Below are 24,400 nucleotides of genomic sequence, written 5' to 3'. Positions count from 1 at the left end.
GTAATGAAAAAATATATACCAAAACTATACTTGAAAATAGGCCTGTTAAGTTTGGGCTTGTTCACTTTTTCCTGCAAAAAGGCGCTTGATGTAAAGCCTGAAGATCAGGTAGATGTCACTAACCACTACCGCAACGTTTACGATGCCAATGCTGCTGTAATTGGTATCTACGGCAAGCTGTTAAATATTGCCGAACAATACGTGGTTTTAAATGAACTACGTGCCGATTTAATGGATGTAACTACCAATGCCGACCGGTACTTGCAGGAAATAAATACCCACACCGTATCGGCCGATAACCCCTGGGCTGATCCTCGTCCGTTTTACAACGTCATCATCAACTGTAATGATGCGCTGAAAAATTTCGACATCATGTTGGCGGATAAGAAAATGACGACCAATGATTATGCGCAACGCTACGCTGATGTAGGGGCTATCCGTTCATGGTTGTATTTGCAGCTGGGCATTCATTATGGTACAGTACCTTATGTTACCGATGCCTTAACCAGTGTTGATGATTTAAAAGACCAAAGCAAGTTTCCGCGTATTACTTTTGATCAGTTGCTGGATAAGTTAATCACCTTTACTGCTGGCTTGCCTTATCTGGACCCTTATACCAGTACTACCGCCGTAACTGGTGCTACCAATACTTCATTGGTAACTACCGTTGATGGTTATAATACCAGCTACTTTTTTATCAATAAGCGTTGCTTGCTGGGCGATTTATACCTGTGGAAAGGTAATTACACGCAGGCGGCTACCAATTACCGCAATGTGCTGGAAACCGGTACCCGTAATGCAACATCGGGCAGTGTAGGGTATTATTCTATTTTTAAAATACCGTTTTCGGATGTAGTAACCAACAATGATAATAGTGTGGGTTATTTACGTTACCGTGAGCAAGATATTAATGCACTAGTAGATAATAATTCGCAAGGTTGGCGGGCTATGTTTGCCCGCTCGCAGGATGCTATATTTGGTTACGAATGGATATGGACTCTGTATTTTGATAAGAATTTTGTTCCCCAAGATCCTTTTATTGATTTGTTTTCCAACCAAGGCGGCCGTTATCTGGTAAAACCATCACAACTGGCATTGGATAACTGGAATGCGCAAACGCAGCTTAATGGTTTTCCTTACGATCAGCGTGGCAAATTCACTGTCAGGAGTATAAACGGCCAGCCGGTAATTATGAAATACTTGTACACCTATCTGGATCCTTTAAGCTTTGTGCCTACCAAAGTGCTGGAAAAAAACGGGCGCTGGTTTTTATACCGGGCTGCTACCTTAAACCTGCGTTTTGCCGAAGCTGCTAATCGTGATAACTATTCGAAACTGGCTTATGCTTTTGTGAATACCGGCATCCAGGCCACTTATACACCTGCCGGAACAGTACCAACTGATGTAACGAACATTATGCAAACCATGCTTCCGGCACCGTATGATTTTGACGCACGCTTTGGAAATGCACCGTCGTACCGGGCGCCATGGTATCAGCAGGTGGGTACCCGTACCCGGGCCTATCTGCAACCGTTACCGGCTACGCTGCAAACTGATATGATAGGAATGGAAAATGCCATTATTGATGAAGCTGGATTAGAACTGGCTTATGAAGGTAACCGCTGGCCCGACCTGCTCCGCATAGCCCGCCGTCGCAACGACCCTTCTTTTCTGGCCGAAAAGGTATATCAGAAACTTTTAAAAGACGGCAATCCGGCTGCGGGTACTGTACGGGCAAAGTTGATGAATCCGGCCAACTGGTATTTGCCACTAAACTTTTAATTGAACGTTGAAATGCTTTACACAATACCGGTTTTAAACTTAAAAAAGTATTTGGCAGCAGCTGTAGTAACCACAACGCTGGTAAGCAGCTGTTTGGTTAGCTCCGCCCAAAAACAGATGGAAAATCTGGATCGCGGTTTAATTGCCGTTAACGAGGGACAAGGCAAGGTGTTTTTAAGCTGGCGTATGCTGGGAACTGAGCTTGATAATATAGCTTACAACCTATATCACCAAACCGGCAACCGGCAAGCGATAAAATTAAATCCGCAACCACTTACCGGTGGTACCAACTTTACGGAAGCCGGTGTGGATAGCACCCAAAGCAACACTTGGTTTGTAAAGGCTGTGGTGAACGGGCATGAAGAAGCCGCTGGTAAGCCTTGCATGTTGAAGGCCAATGCTACAGCGCAGCCTTACCTCAGCGTGCCTTTGCGCACACCGCAAGGCTACACACCTAATGATGCTTCAGTAGGTGACCTGGATGGTGATGGTGAGTACGAGATTGTAATTCATCAAACTGGCAGGGGTAGAGATAATTCACAATCGGGGTTAACCGATCCGTCTATTTTACAGGCTTACAAGCTGGATGGTACTTTTTTGTGGCAGATTAATTTGGGGCACAACATTCGCGAAGGCGCACACTATACGCAGTTTATGGTATATGATCTGGATGGTGATGGTATTGCTGAAATTGCCTGTAAAACAGCCGACGGAACTATAGATGGCCGGGGCAAAGTGATAGGTGATTCCACCAAGCGTTATGCCAATAACCAAGGGCGAATTTTAGAGGGGCCTGAATACTTTACCATATTTGATGGCCGTACAGGTGCTGCATTGGCTACTACCGATTATATCCCAGCCCGGGGCGATATCAGCAAATGGGGTGGCAAGGGGGGTAACGGCGGTAATGATAGTTACGGCAATCGTGTTGACCGATTTTTGGCTTGCATCGCTTATCTGGATGGCATACACCCCAGCGTGGTGATGTGCCGGGGCTATTACGGTCGTACTGTTTTAGCCGCCTGGGATTGGCAAAACCATAAATTAACTTCAAGGTGGGTGTTTGATACGCACGATATGGATAATCCTTACTCAGGTATGGGGAACCATAACCTGACGGTGGCTGATGTGGATGGCGATGGCAAAGACGAAATTGTTTACGGCTCTATGTGTGTGGATGATAATGGCAAAGGTTTATACACTACCGGCTTAAGGCATGGTGATGCCGTGCATGTAAGTGATCTGGATCCATCGCGCCCTGGTTTGGAAGTGTTTGGCGTACATGAACTGGAGGATGGTGCTAAGGGTATAGGTACTGCGTTTTTTGATGCTAAAACCGGTGAGATTTTGTGGAAAGGCGATATGGATATGGATGTAGGCCGCGGTCTTTCGGCTGATATCGACCCACGATATGCAGGCGTTGAAAACTGGGGTGGTACAGAAGGATTAAAAACCTGTAAAGGTGAAAAAATAGGCATATCACCACGGTCGGTGAACTTTGCCGTATGGTGGGATGGTGATTTGTTGCGTGAATTGCTGGATGGCAATAAAGTTTACAAATGGGATTATACCACCAGTGTAATGAACCCGCTTTTAACCGCCACAGGCTGTTTAGCCAACAATGGCAGTAAATCTACCCCAGCTTTAAGTGCCGATTTATTTGGCGACTGGCGCGAAGAAGTAGTACTCAGAACTCAGGACAATCAGGCTTTGCATATTTACACCACTACTATACCCACCACCTATCGCTTTCGTACCCTCATGCACGATCCGCAATACCGGGTAAGTATTGCCTGGCAAAATGTTGGCTACAACCAGCCGCCTTACACCAGTTTCTTTTTGGGCGATGGCATGAAAAAGCCTGCCAAACCTAACATCACCTTGGTTAAGAAAAAATAACAACAAAATAAAAGTTGAATAAACAAGCGCTTGTCTGCGTACATTACCTGTACTTTCATCAGTAAGCCAGTTTAGGATGCTTAAACAATAACTTCGTCATTTACTTATGATAAAAATACCATACAAACTGCTGGCTTTAGCAGCCATCGTTGGCATTTGGGCATTTGCTGCTCAGCCTAAGCCCACCCTGTTTCTGATTGGCGATTCAACGGTGCACAATAACGATAAGGTGCAGTGGGGCTGGGGCACCATGATTAAATCGTTGTTCGATACTTCCAGAATCAATATCAGCAATAATGCTATGGCCGGGCGCAGTACCCGAACCTTTGTTAAAGAGGGGCGATGGCACAAGGTAGATTCACTGCTAAAACCCGGCGATTTTGTGATGATGCAGTTTGGCCATAATGAAGGCAGTGTACCCGATACTACCAAAGCTGGTTACCGCGGCGTGTTGAAAGGTACTGGTGATGAGGTTAAAGAGTTAACTTGGCCCAATGGTACGCATGAGACGGTGCATAGTTATGGCTGGTACATCCGCCAGTTTATTCGTGATGTGAAAGCTAAGCATGCCACGCCAGTAGTGCTCTCCATGATACCGAGAAATGAGTTTAGAGAAGGCAAAGTGTTGCGAGCCGATAAAGATTATGGTTTGTGGGCCAGAGAAGTAGCTCAGCAGGAAGGTGCTTACTTTGTTGATTTAAATCAAATTACTGCCGATAAGTACGACCAATGGGGAGCCGATTCGGTGAAAAGGTTTTTCCCTGGCGATCATACGCATACCAACCAAGCCGGTGCTTTAGTTAATGCCGAATCGGTAGTGGCGGGATTAAAGGCAAATACCAAAATTGATTTAGTCAAATACTTGAAAAAATAATACCATGAATAAACTTCGTAATTACATTAGCTGGCCTGCCTTGCTTTTAGCTTTAGTTATAGGCTCCTCTTTCGTTTTGTTAAAACCCAAACCTAAGCCTACTTTGTATTTGATAGGCGATTCAACCGTAAAAAACGGCAAAGGTAAAGGTGATGGCGGTTTATGGGGATGGGGCAGTTACTTGGTTAATTATTTCGATACCACCAAAATCGCGGTTGAAAATGATGCACTGGGAGGTACCAGCAGTCGTACGTTCCAAACTCAAGGCTTGTGGGATAAGGTGCTGGTAAAAGTTAAACCTGGCGATTACGTGATAATGCAGTTCGGGCACAATGATTCCAGTCCGCTGGATGATACGGCTCGTGCTCGCGGCACCATTAGAGGCGTTGGCGAAGAACAGAAAGAAATTTATAACCCCATTCGTAAAATTCAGGAAGTGGTACACAGCTATGGCTGGTACATGCGCAAATTTGTAAATGATGCCAAGGAGAAAGGCGCTACGGTAATTATCTGTTCGCCTATACCACGCAATAGCTGGAAAGAAGGTAAGATTAACCGTAACAATGTGGATAGCTACGGCCAATGGTCAGCTCAGGTAGCACAGCAAACCGGCGTTTACTTTATCGACCTTAACCAGCTCATAGCCGACACTTACGACAAAGAAGGTGAAGATAAGGTAAAGTCTGCTTATTTCGGCTCTAAAGATGCTACTCATACTATTGAAGCCGGTGCTATATTAAATGCCCAAAGCGTGGTAGCAGGCATTGTAAAAACGAAAGGATTGAAATTAGCTAAATACTTAAAAGATTAAAGTAACTAGCTGAAAATATTAGTTAGTTATTTTATATAGTGCTATAACCTGCTTAATAGGTTATAGCACTGCTGTTATTAACAACGTACTGAGGTTTATTGCCGGTTGCTGATTTTACATCAGTGAATTTCACTTGTTCGGCATTGTTAATTTTAACCTTTGCATTTTCCGGAACAGTAATGTTGGTAAACGTTACATTTCGTAATTGATGACCAGGATCTGTAAACCCGTTGATATCAATAACTGGTTCTTTTACTACTGCTTTTGATAAATCGATATTTCTAAAAATAAAGTTTTCAAAAGTAGGAGCTTCCGGCGCTGGTGCACCATCGTTATTATAGTTTACTGCCGAAAAGACGGTGATTTGAAGCAACTGGCAATCCGTAACAGTTATATTTTTAACATAGCCGCCACGTTCTTTAGTGCCTTTAATCTGCAAGCCATGCAATAAGGCGCCTGCATGGCAATCCTGCACTAAAACATTACTTACTCCGCCCGACATTTCACTGCCGATAGAAATACCATGACCTTTGGTAAAATCGCAATCCATAATTCTCACATTTCTGGTGGGTTTTCCAATTACATTTCCTTCCGGGTTCTTGCCCGATTTGATGGCAATACAATCATCGCCGGTAGAGAAGGTGCAATTCAGTATATAACTGTCGTCAGATGAATCTGGATCCAATCCGTCGCCATTACGGGCAGTACTTACTATGTTTAGGTCATGGCAGGTTACGCCTTTGCTGTAAATGTAATGTATAGTCCAGCAGGGAGAATCCTGTATCTGCAAGCCTTGTATTTCTACATTATGGCAGTTCATTAAGCAAATTAAACGCCCCCGGCTGCGGATGCCGTTCTTTTCAATCATGGCTCTACCTAACGCGCTTCCACCACCACTAATGGTACCTTCACCTTTAACAGAAAGCTGTTCTACCGCGTATCCACCTTTGTTATTCATCACCCCCGCGTTAAGCAAGCTAGCATAAGTCTTCATTTCCCAACCTTCAAAACGGTTGTTGTAAAAAGGGAGATAATCCGCTTCATTAACGCTGCCTTTTAATACGCCACCCTTAGCTATTTCGAGAGTCATATGGCTTTTTAAAAATAAGGCTCCGCTCAAAAAAGTACCTTGCGGTATCAAAACCGTACCACCCTTGGGGCAGGCATCAATAGCTTTTTGAATAGACTGGGTGTTGATGGTGGTGCCATCGCCTTTAGCATCAAAATCTGTTACGTTTAATATCTTTCCTGTAAATGCTGTTTTAAACTTAACTGTACTACCAAAAGATAGTAGCTTCCCCTGGTTATCTTCAAACCGAATAATGCAGTTGTAAGCTTTGGTAGGTTGCAGGTCATGAAGCGTATAATTGCATTGGGTAGATGTTGCAACCTCTTTTCCATTCAATATAATGTGATATTGGCTGATGTTTAACTGACGTTCAGGTTTATCCCAAATCAGCGTGGCTGAGGTTGCTGATAACGTTCCGGGAGCTACCAGAAGCTGTTTGGTCTTGATTGCTGCCGAAGCAGAACTCAAGGCATGGATAAGTATAGCAACAAGAGCAAGCTTTTTTCTCATCGTTTTCAGTAAGGTTGAGTAATGATAAAGGAATATTTAATTGCCATCGGGCTTTATGGCAGTGCTTTTAGGGCTTAAGGGTAAACTAAAAGTTTCTACCGGATCGGGTTGTGATGGGTTGAAAGTAGGTGCATTAATAATGTACTTTTCAATACCCAAATGGTTAGCTTTGATGCCTTCCAACACGCATTTAGCCAGTTCATAAGCACCATACCCGTTAAAGTGCGTATCATCAGCCAATGGTTTATCTTGACCTGGAAAAGTATAAGCTGGATAATATACAAAGGCTTTTGTAGATTTTTCAACCCCCAAGGCATCATAAAATTGGGTAGACATAGCATTTAAATCAATTAAAGCCACCTTTTCTTCGCTGGCTACTTTACGGGCCGCCGCCGGGTAGTCGCCTAAGGTGTTTATGGTTTTACCTTCTGGACTGAAAGACCGGCGTGCCGTTGAAGTCACAATAACCGGAATACCCTGGCGTTCGCGTACTTTGTTGATAAACAGTTTGAACCTTTGTGTATAAGAACCATAGGCTCCATCTTCGGGGCCTTTTTCTTTTTGATCGTTATGGCCAAACTCAATAAATAGGTAATCGCCGGGTTTAATTAAGCTTAGAATTTTATCTAAACGATGGCTACCTAAAAAGCTGCCTAGTGATAAACCAGATTCGGCATGGTCGGCAATGGCTACACCTGGTTTAAAAAAGCGGGTAATCATTTGCCCCCATGAAGCCCAGGGTTCGTCATCCTGATCAACCACGGTAGAATTACCAGCCAGGTATATTGTAGTTTGGTTATCGGCTTTTTCTATTTCAATAGCATCTACACAGGGTTTGGTATCGCTAAATTCTAATGTTAGTTTATCATCCCAATCCAGCTTACCTATTTCACGAGGTTTGAGGCTTACACGGCCTCCGGTACTAATTTGCGGCTTACGAATGTTAACAATAAAGCTTACCTTTTTAATCTGCTCTTTTTGTGTAGCTACCTTCTCCAGCATCAGCCGGCGCGATTCAGCTTTTACCGTAGTTAAACTGGTTCCATTAATATCTCCTAAAGTTAAAGTGACTCGGTAATTACCCTCTGGTACATTAACCGAAAAATAGAACGGCTTATCTGAGGTTACAAAATCAGTTGTTAATTCTGCTTTACCTTTCCGGTTCACCGCAGTAGGTTTGGTATCAAAATCATACCCATAACCAGTGGTGTTGTTGTATGCAGTAGTGGTTGTAACCTGTTTATAACCTTTAGGTGCTTGCTGGTTGCTCAAATTGAATTTTATAGGAAATTCAGATTGTACCTGAGCTATGGCAGTACCTACGGCAAAAGCTAATCCTAAACTGGCGGCGACAAACTTTTTGTAAAAGCAAATCATGTTTATTTAGTAATAATTAAGGTTAAAAGCATTTTACGTGCAGGGTATAATTGGGTTCGGAAGCATTTAAAGGTAGGCAGGTTGTCTTGTAATAGTATCCTGCACCATCCTGCGTAAATAGTTATCCTACTTATGGTTGAGCATCAAGCCCAACTATTATTGCTGGGCATAAGTATTGCTTTAAATACTGGCAATAAGTTTGTTAAAGTCGGTAGCGGTAACTTTAAAAACAGTACCGTGGCGAATGCCTTGTGGTAAAGAAAGCTGGTCGGAGATGTCAGTCCAGGTCTTTAAATCATCCGAAGTTAAAGCCCCGTAACGATGATCGCGGTAACGATCAAAATACACAATCCACTTTCCTTTTATTTGAATAGCCGTAGGGCCTTCAGCCCAGTAGTTGCCGGTTATTGCTTTTTCGGGTTTGTTGTAAGGCCCGGTTAGTTTATTGGCATAAGCCAGTTTGATGTTTTTCTGTACCGGTGTGCGGGTTTCATCCTTGAAAAACATCACAAATTGTTTTTTATCAGACACAATGGTGGCATCAATCACGTTGTAACCTGGTTCGTAAAGTAGTTGGGCCTGGCTGTACGTTTTAAAGTCTTTGGTGGTAACATAATAAAGTCGGTGGTTGTATTTAGCTTCGGCGGTGGTATCAACCAGCGGGAACCGGCCGGTTATGGTAGTGGCCCAATAAATTATGTAGGTTTTTGAACCGGCATCGTAATTAATTTCGGGTGCCCAGCAGTTACGTGCCTGAGGCTCATGTGCCATTACAGGTAGAAACTGCTGTTCCGACCAGTGTACCAAATCCGGCGAACTGGCATAGCCAATACCTTTATCGTTCCAGCTTACAGTCCAAACCATATGATAAAGCCCGTCTGCACCTTTCATAATGCAAGGGTCGCGCATCAGTTTATCTTTAGCTACTGCGGGCTGTAAAAAAGAGCTATCATTTTTTAAAGTTTCCCACTTTAGCCCGTCATAACTGTAAGCTAAATGCAGTCCGTCAGTTCCACCACCTTTAAAGTAGCCAAACAAATACACATCGTGGGTAGCTTTGGGTTGGGCATGGGGGGTAAGCCCGGTTAAAATTAGTAGTAAAATGACAAGTATATTTTTCGCCATAAATGGGTTGGTTAGGTATTAACAACTAGATACAGTTACCGCAAGTAATAAAAGGCTACTGCTGCTCAAAGCAGGTGCTGCATTTTATTCTTTTGAATAACAATAAATTTTAAGAATACTTTAGTATAACTGGTTAGGTAAAGATCAATTATTTCAATTAATCAAGTGTCCTGCTGTATCCTGTAAGGGCAGAGAATGGCTAATTAGAAATCAGCTATATCGAAATAAAATCGTGTAGTAGGAAGGGAGCTTGTAAACTTTATTGGTAGATTGTTATCTAGTACTATTTTGCTTCTTATGATTAATACTAAAAGGTGTGTAATTATCATCAAAGATTCTTTTTTGATGAAGCACTTGAACTTTTTGATCTGGAATGTATGGTAAATTGAGGTTTGAGATCTATAAAAAAGAGAGGCATAGTATTTATACCAATTGATACAATTATCCTTGTTGAGAATTGTCACTTGCAGCATCAACTATTTTTCTGATTTCGACATCAAGCTTTTTAGCACTTTCCTGCAGCATTGCAGTTAGTTGCTTTATCTCCTTATCCGATTCCATATCCTGCAACAATGCAGCCAATCCGAGTATATTAGCTAATGGTGCTCGTACCAAATGAGATTGTGCGAGCGCTACTATTCGAAGTCTTTCTTGACTTAACAGCCTTTCAGCATCTGATTTTGCTTTCTTCAGCAGCAACTCTGCTTCATACTTCTTCCGGTCAACTACTTTGTAGATAACCGCACAAACCTGCATTTCTTTACTATTACCTGCAGTGAAAACAGATGCGCTGAACAAGCAGGAAAAATTCACATCTTCTTTTTGTATTTGGAAGCTGATTTCATTAACTTCATGATGCATTCTGAGCAAAGGCAGCACAAAAAGCTGATAGTAAAATCGGCCTCCATTGTCTAGTAAGCTGACAAATGTGGTAGTTGTCAGCTCCTCCTGCGTTATCTTCAGCCAGTTTAGTAGGGTTTTATTACCGTGCAAGATAGTTCCATCTATTCTAAAGGTTAGCAATCCGCATGGAGCATGGTTACATAAAGAATCATTATGTTCTAAAAAACGGTTATCCCCCATAGTAATAAGAACTCTTTCGGATTAGTTAAGACCAATATACTTGCCGAGCAATTCTATTGTTTCTTCCGGCTCACTTAGATGCGGACAATGACCAGTTGCCTTCATGATATATAACGTATTAAGAGGGATATTTTTGTGCATGTATTCGCCTATGGTCAATGGTGCCAAGATATCGTCAGAGCACTGCAACGTAAGGCTCGGGATAGTAATTTTGGGCAGGTCTTCGCGACTGTCAGAAAGAAACGTAACGCGGGCAAACTCACGTGCAATGTCAGGATCGGTGGCACAGAAGTTAGCGGTTAATTCTTCGCCCAATTCTGGCCGGTCAGCATTAGCCATAACTTGCGGAGCTAATGCACTTGACCATCCTAAGTAATTGCTATCCATTATTGCCAAAAGAGCTTCCAGATCCGCCCTTTCCATGCCGCCGGTATATTCACCATCGTTAATATAGCAGGGTGATGGTGCTACAAAAATCAGCTTGTCAAAATAATCCGGACACTTAATAGCTGCTCTAATACCGATCATTCCGGCTACGGAGTGTCCTACAAAAATAATATTCTTAAGGTTGAGTACTTCAAATATCTCTAATATGTCTTTTGCATATCCATCCAGAGATGCATATCGTTCTGAATCATATGCAGACAGATCAGAATTTCCGCAGCCTACAAAATCGAACAAGATAAGCTTGTAATTTGATTCAAAAGGCTTCATTACATGTCGCCATACGTTTTGATCACATCCAAAACCATGAGCAAAAACTATTACTTTCTCTCCTTGCCCAGTTATACGGACATTATTTCGCTGTACTATGTTTATCATTATGATGCCAATGCTGTTTACGGATAACATTCGAAATAGTTCTCTTCAATTAATAGTCACGTGGATTCAGATGAAATTATATTTCTATTTTTTGCCAAATTAAAGTGACAAATTAGCAGTAAAGAAAATAGCAACTTAGCAATAAAGTTCATAAGTTGCTGATACATATTAACTTCCATTTTGTATCGGCTTAGCTAATAAAATCAAAGCTGATTTGTATATAAGTTCATGGTCATGAAAGCAGATGCCCCATGATGGATAACCAATAACCTGCTGATATTAACTAAAAGTCTTTTACGATATGAATGATATTAAGCGCCTGCTCTGGCCAACTCTTGTTGTGCTGTTACTGGGTTCGGGTATGATAAAAGCCGAGCCATTTACCATAATTAACGCACAAACTAAAGTTTCTATCATTTATGCTGTAGATGATGGTAAAATAGATTCGATAGCAGCGCACTTATTGGCAGCAGATATCCAACGCGTTTCAGGCTATTTGCCTAGGGTGTACACTGATGTAACTAAGGCCCAAGGACAGGTAATTATTATTGGCAGTGTGCATTCCGCACTCATCCGTTCCCTGCACGATAGCTATTTTGACCAACTGAAAGGCCGATGGGAATGTTACAGCCTGAAAGTAAAAGCAAAACCTTTTAAGAACATCACAAATGCACTGGTTATTGTTGGTAGCGATTACCGGGGCACGGCCTACGGCGTGTTTGATATTTCAAGCCGTATTGGAGTTACGCCCTGGTACTGGTGGGCTGATGTACAACCGGAACGTAAAAGGACTGTTCTATTAAACATTAACCCTTACACATCACAGCCACCATCGGTAAAATACCGTGGCATATTTATTAACGATGAAGATTGGGGGCTGCAACCCTGGGCCGCTAAAACCTTTGAACCTGAAACCGGCGATATTGGCCCAAAAACTTATGCTAAAGTATTTGAGTTGCTGTTGCGTTTAAGGGCTAACCTGATTTGGCCGGCTATGCACCCCAGCACCAAGCCTTTTTATTACTATCCTGAAAATTTAAAAGTGGCCGAAGATTATCAGATTGTTATTGGCTCCTCACATGCTGAACCAATGCTGCGCAACAATGTAGGGGAGTGGAATGAAAAAACAATGGGTAGTTTCAATTATGTAACCAATCAGCAAAAGGTAGATGATTACTGGGCCTCGCGGGTAAAAGAAAGTAGCCACCTAAATGCTATTTACACCATAGGTATGAGGGGCGTGCATGATAGTGGCATAGAAGGCGTAAAAACCATAGCCGAAACGGTGCCCTTGCTGGAACGTATTATGAAAAACCAGCGCATGATGCTAAAAACTTATATTAACCCAGATATAAAGCAGGTGCCTCAGGCTTTTACAGCTTACAAAGAAGTGCTGGATGTGTATGACGGCGGTTTGCAGGTACCGGAAGACGTTACTTTGGTTTGGCCCGATGATAATTATGGCTACATACAAAGGTTAGATAATGAAGCGGAAAGCAGGCGCACTGGTGGCTCGGGCGTGTACTATCACTTATCCTATTGGGGCCGTCCACACGATTATTTATGGCTGAGTACCACCAGTCCGGCTTTGATACAAGAAGAAATGACTAAAGCGTATACCTTACAAGCCCGCAACATTTGGGTAGCTAACGTGGGGGATATTAAACCTGCCGAATATAATATTCAACTTTTTATGGATATGGCTTATCATATACAGCCTTTTTACCAAAGTGAATATACGAAAACGCATTTGCAGCAATGGGTAGCAGCTAACATTGATCGGCCCAATGCCGCTACCGTAACAAATATTTTATGGAAATACTACCAACTGGCGTTTGAACGTAAGCCCGAGTTTATGGGCTGGAGCCAAACCGAACCTACTACACCAGTAAAATTTACGGCTTATAATGCCACTGCTTTTAGTGACCAAGCTCAACAGAGAATAGCCGCTTACACCAAGCTGGAAGAAAGCGTAAAGGCTATAAAACCCCATATTTCTGTTGATAGGCAAGATAGCTATTATCAGTTGGTTTACTACCCGGTTGTTGCCGCTTCATGTATGAATAAAAAGTTTTTGTACCGTGACAAAGCTTATTTATATGCACAACAAGGCAGACTAAGTACCCGAACTTATGATTCTTTATCAAAAGCGGCTTACCAGCAAATTGTTAACGAAACTGCATATTATAATACGCAACTGGCTGTCGGTAAATGGGCTCATATCATGTCCATGAACCCCAGAAACCTGCCGGTTTACCAAATGCCGGAGTTGAATCATACTATAGTCCATCATTCTACAGCGTTGCAAGTACTGCCTGAGGGTGCAAATACTGATTCGTTAAATCACCATCAACCCGCCTCATTGCCGATGTTTGATAAATGGGTAAAGCAAGTACACTTTATCGATTTGTTTTTGAGTAAGGATACCATCGTTAACTATACAGTAAAAACTTCTGCACCGTGGATTAAAGTTTCAAAACGCAATGGTACTTTACTGCCACAAGGCAACGCTAGCGAGTGCCACTTATGGGTGGATGTGGATTGGCAAGCTGTACCAGCGGCAGCAAATCTGAACGGTACAATCACCATTAGTGATAGCAGGCAAGTGGTATCAACAATAGCTGTTCAGGCCCGTAATTTGCAAACGCCCGAATTAAGTAATTACAAGGGCTTTGCAGAACATGATGGCTATATTTCCATTTATGCTAAAAATTACCAAGCCATACAGCAAAGCGGTAATCAACATTGGAAACTGATAACCAGCCCGAGTGCTACCGAACAATCGGTACAAGCTTTGCCCTTGCAGTTCAATGCAGCTGGGATGGAGAATATGAGTGAGGCAGCTATCAAAAGCAGGCCAGTAGTGGCTTACAACTTCTATACGTTTGATAGTTCACCAGCCGAAGTAAAGGTATATACCTTACCAACTTTTCCGCTTAACAAAAACTTTAAAATGCGTTATGCTGTAAGTGTAGATGATGGCCCGGTATCAATTTTTGATTTTAAAACAGTAGGGCGTAGTGAGGAGTGGAAACAGAATGTGCTGAGTAACTCTACTATGCGTTCAATGCACATATCTGCCTTAAAGCTCGGTAAACACGTGCTGCGTATTTATATGATAGATCCCGGTGTTGTTTTGGATCGTATACTGATCAATCTAAATAATTCTAAACCGTTTTATGGCCTGCTTCCGGAAACCAGATTGAAGTAGCGGATAACAAAGTTTACCTTCTTCTATGGGTTACCCTGGCAGGACGGAGCAGGATGCTATTGGCTTAGTCATCTGCTAACTTAGCCATCCTGTTAACGCCACTTAGTTTGTGGCACCGATTATAAACCAATAGTTGATTCATTTTTTACGGATTACTGCATTGTGCAGTTAAGATGTGACGAGACAGTGTTTTGCTGGCTGGTTTACGTGCGTGTTTTTTGTTGAAGTGCTATGGCTATGGAAAAACATCGGGCATAATAAGGCATAAACCAAATTGAACCACAATACACTTATGGGAAAAATAGTAAGGATATTGCCAATGCTGTTGCTCATGCTGAGAATAACAGTCTTGGCCCAGCCAATAATGGAAACCGGCGGTCAGAAAATGCCTGATGAATGGATTGATAAAGATACCGGTCATAAAATAATGCGTTTGGTACGGCGCGAGGGTACTAACGGTAGCTTTTATTTTAACAACAATCCTTTCTTCCCGCAAAAAGGTGGCAAAGGCGATTTAATGGCTTTTTATGGTAGTACAGCCAACGGTAACCAACTATTCACGGTAAACTTAAAAACGCTGAAAACACACCAGCTCAGTAACAAAGCCAGAATATTTGGTGAGATGGCTTGCCCTAAAACGCGTGAAGCTTTTTACCAAAGCGGAGATAGCGTATTTGCCGTGAATGTAGATAATTATAAAACCCGGTTTATTTACGCATTTGCTCCTGATTTTAAAGGACGTGTAGGTACGGTAAATGCAGATGGTACTTACCTGGCTTGCGTAAAATCTACCGGCAACCAGGAACGTGAAATATTGGCTAAATATCCTGAAAAGCGTGATTTTTTCGATCGGATTTATGATGCTCATATTCAGCACACGCTTTATATATTGAGTGTAAAAGACAAAGGCCTGAAGCAAATACATCAGGAGAATGAATGGACCAACCACTTGTTGTTTTCACCCACCAACCCTGATCTGTTATCATACTGCCATGAGGGGCCTTGGGAAAAGGTAGACCGGATCTGGAATATCAATATCAAAACCGGCCAAAATGAACTACTGCATAAACGCACTATGGTGAACGAAATAGCCGGTCATGAGTTTTTCTCTCCTTTGGGTAATACAGAATGGTTTGATTTGCAGAAACCTAAAGGGCAAACCTTCTTTTTGGCTGGTATTAACCTGAAAACTCATCAGGAGAACCGGGTGTATGAAATGGACAGGAATGAGTGGTCGATACATTTTAATGTAAGCAAAGATGAGCAAACCTTTTGTGGCGATGGTGGCGATCCTGGCCAGGTAGCTAAAGCACCTGATGGCAGGTGGATATACCTCTTCAAACCCGATGGCAGCCGCTTTAAATCGGAAAAGTTAGTGAATATGAAAAATCATAACTACAAAATGGAACCCAACGTGCATTTCTCACCCGATGAGAAATGGATCATTTTCAGGGCTAACTTTGAAGGCAGTGGGCAGGTATATGCGGTAGAAGTGGCTAAACACCAGTAAGAATTAAACTATGTCGGTACTCATTAATAAATTAAAACTTGCTTCTGTAACGCTGCTGTCTGTTTACAGTTTCAGTGCATCTGCGCAAATAGTATGGCCTACTGCCACACACCAAACCAAACCTTGGGCACGCTGGTGGTGGGAAGGTAGTGCTGTAAACAAAAAAGATTTAACCTGGAATATGGAAAGCTACCGGGCTGCTGGTTTAGGGGGCTTGGAAATTACTCCTATTTACGGTGTTAAAGGGCACGAAAGCGAGTTTATTCCATTTTTGTCATCACAGTGGATGGATATGCTGCAATATACCTTACAAGAAGGTAAAAGATTGGATATGGGCATTGACTTGGCCAATGCAACCGGCTGGCCTTTTGGTGGCCCCTGGGTAACCGATGAAGATGCTAGTAAAGAGCTGTTTTGGAAAACTTACGATCTGAAAAGCGGAGAGCGGTTGCAAGAAGATATAACGTTTGTGCAGCAACCCCTCATACGATCAGACGGTGTTGCGCCTAAAATTACTGATTTAGTAGAGCCTATTAGCGCTAATAAAAACCTACAACTGATGGCGCTAGATCAGGTACGGTTTGAGAAGCGTTTGCCGCTCAATATTCTGATGGCCTATAATGATAAAGGCGAAGCCATAAACTTAACTGATAAAGTAAATACCAATGGTACTTTAGATTGGACTGCACCTGCCGGAAGCAATTGGCATCTGTATGCGCTATTCATGGGTTGGCATGGTAAAATGGTGGAGCGCGCTGCACCGGGTGGAGAAGGCTATGTAATCGACCACTTTTCTAAACCTGCTTTAAACCGGTATCTGAACCGTTTTGATGAGGCATTTAAAGGTAGAAACATCAATGGTATACGCGCATTCTTCAATGATTCTTACGAAGTGGATGATGCTCGTGGTCAATCTAACTTTACGCCCGAATTTTTTAACGAGTTTTTGAAGCGGAGGGGGTATGATTTGCGTAACCATCTGCCTGCCTTGTTTGGCAAAGCTGATAAAGAAATCAACAACCGAGTACTGTGTGACTACCGCGAAACAGTATCTGAGCTGTTGCTGGATAACTTTACTAAACCATGGCAGGCTTGGGGTAAATCTAAAGGTGCTCTCATTCGCAATCAATCGCATGGTTCACCATCCAATATACTGGATTTGTATGCCGCTATTGATATTCCTGAGACAGAAGGTACCGATATACTTCGGTTTAAGTTTGCTACCTCAGCAGCTCACGTGAACGGTAAACCGCTGGCCTCTTCCGAGTCGGCAACTTGGCTTAATGACCATTTCTTATCTTCCTTGGGTGATGTAAAGCAGGTAATTGATAAATATTTTATTGGTGGCGTAAACCACATCTTTTATCATGGAGTAAGCTATTCGCCACAAAATGCACCCTGGCCGGGTTGGCTATTTTATGCAGCGGTGCATTTTAACCAAACCAATCCTTTCTGGCCACAGTTTTCTACTTTGAATAATTACATCACTCGTTGCCAATCCTTCTTGCAGCAAGGTAAACCCAACAACGATGTACTGATTTATTACCCATTGTTTGATAGTTTCTCGGAGGCAGGCCCGGCTTTGCTGAAACACTACGATGCCTTGAAGCCAGATTTTAACGGCACGGGCTTCGCTGATGTATCTGATGAAATGCTGCAAAAAGGTTATACGTTCGATTTTATATCTGATAAGCAACTGTTAGCTACCCAGCTCTCCGGCAACCAATTGCTTACTGGCGGCGTAAGTTACAAAACTGTGCTGCTGCCCGACTGCGAATATATTCCCTTAGCTACGTTTACCAAACTAATGGATATGGCTAAAGCGGGTGCCACTATAGCCTTTTATAAAAAGCTGCCTTCAGATGTTCCGGGCTATAACCAACTGACCGAACGAAGAAAATCACTGCAAGCCTTCTTATTAGCTTTAAATTTTAATGCATCAGGTAATGGGGTAAAAACTGCTGTAATAGGTAAAGGCCGCATAGTAATGGCTGATAATGCAACGGCGCTGCTTAATGCAGCGAATATCAAGCGTGAAAGCATGACGGATAACGGTTTGCAGTTTGTGCGCCGCCAATATCCGAAAGGTTACTACTATTTTATAGCCAACCAGAGCGACAAAGCGGTAGAAAGTTGGGTGCCTTTAGCGGTAAAGGCTACTAGCATAGCGTTGTTTGATCCAATGCAAAAACAGTATGGTTTAGCAAAAGCCCGCACCCATGCAGGTGGTGGTACTGAGGTGTATCTGCAACTGCAACCCGGAGAAAGCTGTATACTGCAAACATCAAACAGTACTGTAACAGGTAACCAGTTTGTGTATTATAAGCCAACTGGTAATTCAACCGAGCTAAACGGTAGCTGGATTATTCAGTTCATGAGTGGCGGGCCAACATTGCCGCCAGTTGTCAAAACCAATAATTTAAAATCGTGGACGGAACTGGGCGGTGAAGAAACTAAAATCTTTTCAGGTATGGCTAGCTACACCACTACGTTTGCCAAGCCTAAACAGAATGCTGCTATGTGGCAGCTGGATTTGGGCAAAGTACATGAAAGTGCCGATGTGTACTTGAATGGTGTTAAGCTAGCAACATTGTTAGGTCCAAAATATGCAGTTAATGTACCTGCTGCACTATTGAAATCAGTGAACCGGTTAGAGATTAAAGTAACTAACTTAATGGCTAACCGCATTATTGATATGGATAAAAAGAAAATATCTTATAAAATTTTCTACAACACCAACTTTCAAGCACACTTTAAAGAAAATCGTGGCGATGATGGGCTATTTACCGCTGCCAAGTGGGAGCCTCAACCATCAGGCTTGGTTGGTAAAGTAACCTTAACACCTTTGGCTCAGGTAGCGGTGCGTTAATGTGGATAGAAAAACTTTTAAAATCAAGCAGCCTATAAAGTAGTAAATGCTGCTTTACAGGTTGTTGTGTAAGATACAATATTATGAAACTATCAATAGGCTTATTTTTAATGGGGTGCTTAGTGGCGCAAAGCTTACAAGCACAGTTTAAGGCTGATTGGGTGCAAAAAGTAGGTGCTCATGCTATTCCTGAAAAAACTAAGTTGTATTATGTGAATGATAACGGCATTAAAGCTGATGATAGCACAATCGTAAACACGCAAGCTATACAAAAAACAATTGATCGTTGTGCGACCAATGGCGGAGGTATAGTTACTTTCAAGCCGGGCAAATACCTGACTGGTTCGCTGTTTGTAAAAAGCAATGTAACGCTTGATATACCTGAACAGGTAACTTTATTGGGTAGTCAGAACTTGGCTGATTATCCGGAAATAAATACCCGAGTGGCTGGTATTGAGATGAAATGGCCGGCGGCTTTAATCAATATTGCAGGGCAAAAAAATGCTGCCATTACGGGCAAAGGGTTAGTTAATGCACAAGGCAAACCGTTTTGGGATAAGTACTGGAACATGCGCAAAGAATATGATGCCAAAGGCTTACGCTGGATTGTAGATTATGATGCCCAGCGTCCGCGCACGTTGCTGGTATCTAATTCCAGTAATATCACCATTAAAAATATCACCCTACAGCAAGCTGGTTTCTGGACAGTGCAACTGCTGTACTCCAGCTATGTTACGGTAGATGGTATTACCATACGCAACAATATTGGCGGGCATGGGCCTAGTACGGATGGGGTAGATATTGATTCATCTACTTATATACTGGTGCAAAACTGCGATATAGATTGTAACGATGATGATTTCTGCTTGAAGGCTGGTCGTGATTGGGATGGCTTGCGGGTAAATAAGCCTACCGAATACGTGGTAATTCGTAAATGCATATCTCGCGCCGGGGCCGGGCTGGTAACTTTAGGTAGTGAAACTTCGGGCGGTATCAGGCACGTACTGGCTACCGATCTGGTAAGTAACGGAACCAGTAACGGGTTAAATATCAAGTCGGCTACTACGCGTGGCGGTACTATCGAAGATATTCACTTTCAAAATGTCACGATGAATGGGGTAGGCACCGCCTTTCAGATTACCATGAACTGGAACCCAAGCTATAGCTATTCCAAGTTGCCCGAAGGTTATAACGAAGCCACCATGCCTGAACACTGGAAAAAAATGTTGCACCCGGTTGAACCTCCTGAGAGAGGCATTCCGCATTTTAAAGATGTTTACGTCAGCAATGTCAAAGTTAACGGTGCTAAAAAAGCGGTAAATGCTATCGGCTTGCAGCAATCGCCATTAACAGGATTTCACTTTAATAATGTAGACATTGAAGCAGCTACTGCTGGGGATATTCAACAAGCTAATGGCTGGACGTGGCAGCAGGTAACTATTAAAGCTAAAGATAATTCACTGCTCAAAGTACCATATTAGCTTAAAGCCGGAAGTAAGATACATAATGTTGTTGATAATGAATTATACTGAAAAATACTTTTATTAGAAAGAGTCTGCTGAGCAGGATACTACAGGATGCAGAAGTTAGCCCTATTGTTTAACATAGCGAATCGGATTCTTTCCACTGCTTTCCGGTCACCAATTATTACTGAAGTTAAAGTATTGCTAATGTTTTACCGGCTTACGGTAGGTACCCAGCTTTGTTACGCAGCTAATAGGCTACTGTACAAAAATGGTAAGCTTGCAGGTAGGCAAAGCTAGAGCAACGCTGAAATTATCACAAAGGCTAATATAAAATTGATGAAGAAACTTGTTACCCGTACTCTCGTAGGTTTACTGTTGTTGGCTGTTGCTATATCTACTAATGCACAGCAAAAGTTGCCATCTAAAGCTAAAGTACTAAAAGCTATGGAGCAGGCCAATGAATACTTTATGAAAAAGTGGCCTGATCCAGGTATGCCCGTAACGGTTAAAGGCGTTACCCGCACTAGCAACTTATGGACGCGAGCTGTATATTATGAAGGGTTGATGGCTTTGTACAAAGTTGACAAGCAACAACAATTTTATGATTATGCGGTATATTGGGGAACTAAGCATCAATGGAACCCCCGCGATAAAGTAGAAACCCGGAATGCTGATAACCAGTGCTGCGGCCAAACGTACATTGATTTATACTTGCTTGATAAGCAGCCCGAGCGTATTAAAGGCATTAAGCAGAGTATTGACAATATGGTGAACAGCGATAAAAAGGATGATTGGAACTGGATTGATGCCCTGCAAATGGCCATGCCAGTTTATGCACAATTAGGCGAGGTGTATCATGATAATCGTTATTATGAAAAAATGTACGACATCTATAGCTATTCTAAAAACAGTCATGGTAGTAATGGTTTGTACAACACGACTGAACATTTATGGTGGCGCGATAAGGACTTTGTTCCACCTTACAAGGAGCCTAACGGACAAAGCTGTTACTGGTCGAGAGGGAATGGCTGGGTAGTAGCTGCAATGGTGCGCGTGCTGGAAATTATGCCTAAAGATGCACCACACCGTGAGGAATACCTGAAAACATATAAGGAGATGGTTGATGCGCTCATCCCGTTACAACGTAATGATGGATACTGGAATGTAAGCCTGAAAGATTCAACACATTTTGGCGGTAAAGAATTATCAGGTACGGCTCTGTTTACTTATGGCATAGCTTGGGGTATTAATCATCATGTGCTGAATAAAAAGACGTATCTACCGGTAGTTACCCAAGCTTGGAATGCTATGGTGAAAGATTGTTTGCACCCGGATGGTATGCTGGGCTATGTGCAGGGAACCGGCAAAGAACCTAAAGATGGGCAACCTGTAAGTTATGATAATGTTCCTGATTTTGAAGATTATGGCTTAGGGTGCTTTTTACTGGCCGGTAGCGAAATTTATTCATTAAGTAAATAATGTATAAAAGATTTTATATCGCCCTGCTACTGTTATTGGCTGTTGAAATTACCGGACAAGCCAAAGTAGTAGAAACGAAAGATAACCAGGTATTCACTTTCAGTACAGGTTCGGAAAAGGTAAAGCTTGAGTTTTGTTCAGATGTGATGTTCAGGGTACGGGTGAGCCGTAATGGCAATTTTGAGCTGGATGAACACCTAATGCAGGAACAATACAATTGGCCTATAGTAGCTGTTAAAGCGAATAATCAAAAGGGTACTACTACGCTCACTACAGCTAAGCTACAAGTAAAAGTTACGCAGGCGCCTTTTAAAATCAATGTTTTCACTCTAACCGGGCAGCTCATATCGGCAGATAAAGCCGGGTACCTGCGCAAAGGCGATACCGTAGGTTGCAGTAAGCAGCTATTAGCTGACGAACATTTTTTTGGATTTGGTGAACGTATGGATTTCATCGACCAGCGTAATAAATTGCTGAAATTAAATGTAGGTCGGGGTAAAAGTAAAAACAACCAGTTAGGGGCGTACGATATAAACCAGGCTAATTACTGTCCGGTACCCTTTTTTATGAGTACCAAAGGATATGGTATATTTCTGCACAATTCATTTGCAACCGAGTGGGATATGGGCAATAGCAGTGATAATACCTACAGCTTTAAAGCGGTTGATGGGGAACTGGACTACTATTTTATTTATGGTCCTGATTTTCCTGCTGTGCTGAAAAGTTATTTATCAGTAACTGGAAAATCCCCGTTAATACCACGTTTTGCTTTTGGTTTACATATGGGTACCTACAGTGGCGGCACCTGGGGGCATGAAGAGCAAACTTCCGACCGGTATGTGATTGCATTAGCTCGCAGGATGCGAGAAATGGGCATTCCGGTTGATCTGCTTTTTTTGGATTCAACCTGGCGGCTATTTGGCAAAACCGGTGGTAAAGGCGCTACCTCGTTCGAGTGGCGAGAAACCTTTAAAAACCCTAAAGGTATGTTTGATAGCTTGTATGCCATGCATTACAAAATGGTAGGTTTGCACATTAGGGGGCGCTTTGATAATGCAAGAAATCTGAACTTGCTGGAGCAAGCTCAGGCTAAAGGTTTTACTTATCCTGAAGGTAACCATCCTGGCGAGTTTGTTAATTTTTTTGATCAAAAAGCGGTTGATTGGTGGTGGAGTAATGGCGTAATGCGGGTAGGAGAAGTAGGTGCCAAGTTTTTGAAAACTGATGAGGGCAGTGCTTTTGGTGCATTAGCCAACGAGAGTGAGAAGGTTGGGCCCACTGGTAAAACCGTGGAAAAGCTACATAATGTATTCCCTATAGCTTACGCGAAAGCTCCATTTCTAAAATTTCAACAGTTTAACGGTTTTCGCGGACTAAATCAAACCCGGGAGGGCTATGCCGGCATACAACGGTACCCTTACATATTCGCCGGCGACTGGCCCAGTGAATGGCAATACTTTGCCCCGGTTATTAAAGCTGGCATTAACATTGGCTTATCGGGCGTAGGTTATTGGGGGCATTGCATGGGCGGCTTTGAACATCAGGCCGATCCGGAGCTGTATATCCGCTGGGTGCAATTTGGTATGTTCAGCCCCATAGCTATGGTTTTCGGTATGGATCATCCTGGCTATAAAGAGCCCTGGAACTATGGCGATAGTGCATTGGTAAACTTTAAAATGTACGATAGATTACGTTACCAGTTGGTGCCATACATTTATAGTGCTGCCTTTAAGCAATATCAAACTGGTGTGCCTTTAATGCGCGCCTTGGTAATGGATTATCAGCATAACCCCAATGTTTATGATATTGGCGATCAATATTTATTTGGCGATAACCTAATGATATGCCCGGTTACGGTAAAAGGGGCGCAAACCCGTATCATTTACCTGCCCGAAGGTAATTGGTATAACTATTGGACTGGCGAGCAGTACACCGGCAAACAGTATATTCATATTCTAACCCCTTTGCTGCAACTGCCCGTTTTTGTTAAAGCAGGTAGTATTATCCCGATGCAGCCCGAAATGAACTACATGAATGAAAAGCCTGTTGATGTAATTACGTTGGATATATTTCCTGGCCCATCAGGCAATTTTAAGTTGTATGAAGATGATGGCTTAAGCTTGAACTACCAGCAAGGTAACTATGCAATAACTAACATAACACAGTTGTCGAACAGCAAACAAGTCTTTACACTTCGTGTTTCGAAACCTGTAGGAGCATTTGTTCCAGAAAAGCATCAGTATATAGCTAAAATACATTGGACGGGTAAGCTGCCCACAATTATAGCTGAGAATGGAGAGAGTCTCAACAAACTATCTTCCCAAAACTTAGCTGGCAGTGCCGGTTGGTATTACGATGAAGATATGCATGTGCTGTATGTTAGAACTAAATACACTAACCAGCAGGATATAGTAATACAGTGTACTATGTAAGAAGAGTTAAAATTAATAATTATACGTTGGTTACTTTATAAATGAAGTTGAGCAAAGACAGTACGAAGTCCTTTTTAAAAG

Annotated in this window: 15 protein-coding genes; 10 read left to right on the top strand and 5 right to left on the bottom strand. The window is 42.4% G+C overall.

The features are described 5' to 3' along the window. The first annotated feature begins 3 nt into the window (after positions 1–3). The 4 genes from HH214_RS04820 to HH214_RS21910 all read left to right on the top strand — a co-directional run bounded on the left by HH214_RS04820 (position 4) and on the right by HH214_RS21910 (position 5,366). Positions 4–1,782: a RagB/SusD family nutrient uptake outer membrane protein gene (locus tag HH214_RS04820; RefSeq protein ID WP_169606262.1), complete on the top strand. Its 1,779-nt coding sequence runs from the start codon at positions 4–6 to the stop codon at positions 1,780–1,782. 12 nt (positions 1,783–1,794) lie between these two features. Further along, positions 1,795–3,681: a rhamnogalacturonan lyase gene (locus HH214_RS04815; RefSeq protein WP_169606261.1), complete on the top strand. Its 1,887-nt coding sequence runs from the start codon at positions 1,795–1,797 to the stop codon at positions 3,679–3,681. 106 nt (positions 3,682–3,787) lie between these two features. Beyond that, the gene (locus tag HH214_RS21915; protein WP_211166309.1) at positions 3,788–4,555 is read left to right on the top strand and encodes a rhamnogalacturonan acetylesterase; all 768 of its coding nucleotides are present in this window, start codon (positions 3,788–3,790) and stop codon (positions 4,553–4,555) included. Positions 4,556–4,559: 4 nt separating this feature from the next. Then, entirely contained in the window at positions 4,560–5,366 is an 807-nt protein-coding gene (locus tag HH214_RS21910) for a rhamnogalacturonan acetylesterase (RefSeq protein ID WP_211166308.1), read from the top strand. A gap of 52 nt (positions 5,367–5,418) precedes the next feature. Here HH214_RS21910 and HH214_RS04805 read toward each other — a convergent pair whose 3' ends face one another. From HH214_RS04805 to HH214_RS04785, 5 genes are all read right to left on the bottom strand, one after another. Then, positions 5,419–6,945 (bottom strand): glycoside hydrolase family 28 protein, encoded by a 1,527-nt coding sequence (locus tag HH214_RS04805; RefSeq protein ID WP_169606260.1) that lies wholly within the window; start codon positions 6,943–6,945, stop codon positions 5,419–5,421. A 36-nt stretch (positions 6,946–6,981) separates the two neighbouring features. Further along, positions 6,982–8,322, bottom strand: a complete 1,341-nt coding sequence (locus HH214_RS04800) for a rhamnogalacturonan acetylesterase (RefSeq protein ID WP_169606259.1) — start codon at positions 8,320–8,322, stop codon at positions 6,982–6,984. Positions 8,323–8,502: 180 nt separating this feature from the next. Continuing rightward, positions 8,503–9,447: a glycoside hydrolase family 43 protein gene (locus HH214_RS04795; protein WP_169606258.1), complete on the bottom strand. Its 945-nt coding sequence runs from the start codon at positions 9,445–9,447 to the stop codon at positions 8,503–8,505. Positions 9,448–9,888: 441 nt separating this feature from the next. After that, positions 9,889–10,530, bottom strand: coding sequence for a nitrogen regulation protein NR(II) (locus tag HH214_RS04790; protein ID WP_169606257.1), 642 nt, complete (start codon positions 10,528–10,530; stop codon positions 9,889–9,891). A gap of 21 nt (positions 10,531–10,551) precedes the next feature. Continuing rightward, on the bottom strand, positions 10,552–11,244 hold the full coding sequence (locus HH214_RS04785) for an alpha/beta fold hydrolase (RefSeq protein ID WP_248282204.1): 693 nt from the start codon (positions 11,242–11,244) through the stop codon (positions 10,552–10,554). A gap of 409 nt (positions 11,245–11,653) precedes the next feature. On the opposite strand from HH214_RS04785, the gene HH214_RS04780 reads away from it, so the two are divergent. The 6 genes from HH214_RS04780 to HH214_RS04755 all read left to right on the top strand — a co-directional run bounded on the left by HH214_RS04780 (position 11,654) and on the right by HH214_RS04755 (position 24,319). Beyond that, a complete protein-coding gene (locus tag HH214_RS04780) occupies positions 11,654–14,563 on the top strand; it encodes a glycosyl hydrolase 115 family protein (RefSeq protein WP_169606256.1) in 2,910 nt (969 codons plus the stop codon). Between the two features lie 292 nt (positions 14,564–14,855). Continuing rightward, the gene (locus tag HH214_RS04775; RefSeq protein ID WP_169606255.1) at positions 14,856–16,073 is read left to right on the top strand and encodes an oligogalacturonate lyase family protein; all 1,218 of its coding nucleotides are present in this window, start codon (positions 14,856–14,858) and stop codon (positions 16,071–16,073) included. Positions 16,074–16,083: 10 nt separating this feature from the next. Beyond that, entirely contained in the window at positions 16,084–18,942 is a 2,859-nt protein-coding gene (locus HH214_RS04770; protein WP_169606254.1) for a glycosyl hydrolase, read from the top strand. Positions 18,943–19,025: 83 nt separating this feature from the next. Next, complete coding sequence (locus tag HH214_RS04765; protein ID WP_169606253.1) at positions 19,026–20,423, top strand: glycoside hydrolase family 28 protein; 1,398 nt, start codon at positions 19,026–19,028, stop codon at positions 20,421–20,423. 321 nt (positions 20,424–20,744) lie between these two features. Beyond that, positions 20,745–21,887 carry a glycoside hydrolase family 88/105 protein gene (locus tag HH214_RS04760; RefSeq protein ID WP_169606252.1) on the top strand — a complete coding sequence of 381 codons (1,143 nt, stop codon included), beginning with the start codon at positions 20,745–20,747 and terminating at the stop codon, positions 21,885–21,887. Beyond that, complete coding sequence (locus HH214_RS04755; protein ID WP_169606251.1) at positions 21,887–24,319, top strand: glycoside hydrolase family 31 protein; 2,433 nt, start codon at positions 21,887–21,889, stop codon at positions 24,317–24,319. The genes HH214_RS04760 and HH214_RS04755 overlap by 1 nt, the downstream gene beginning before the upstream one ends. Positions 24,320–24,400: the final 81 nt, after the last annotated feature.

Origin of the sequence: Mucilaginibacter robiniae, assembly GCF_012849215.1 — a bacterium.
GTDB classification, from domain to species: Bacteria; Bacteroidota; Bacteroidia; order Sphingobacteriales; family Sphingobacteriaceae; genus Mucilaginibacter; species Mucilaginibacter robiniae.
This window is presented reverse-complemented; position numbering and strand designations above follow the sequence as displayed.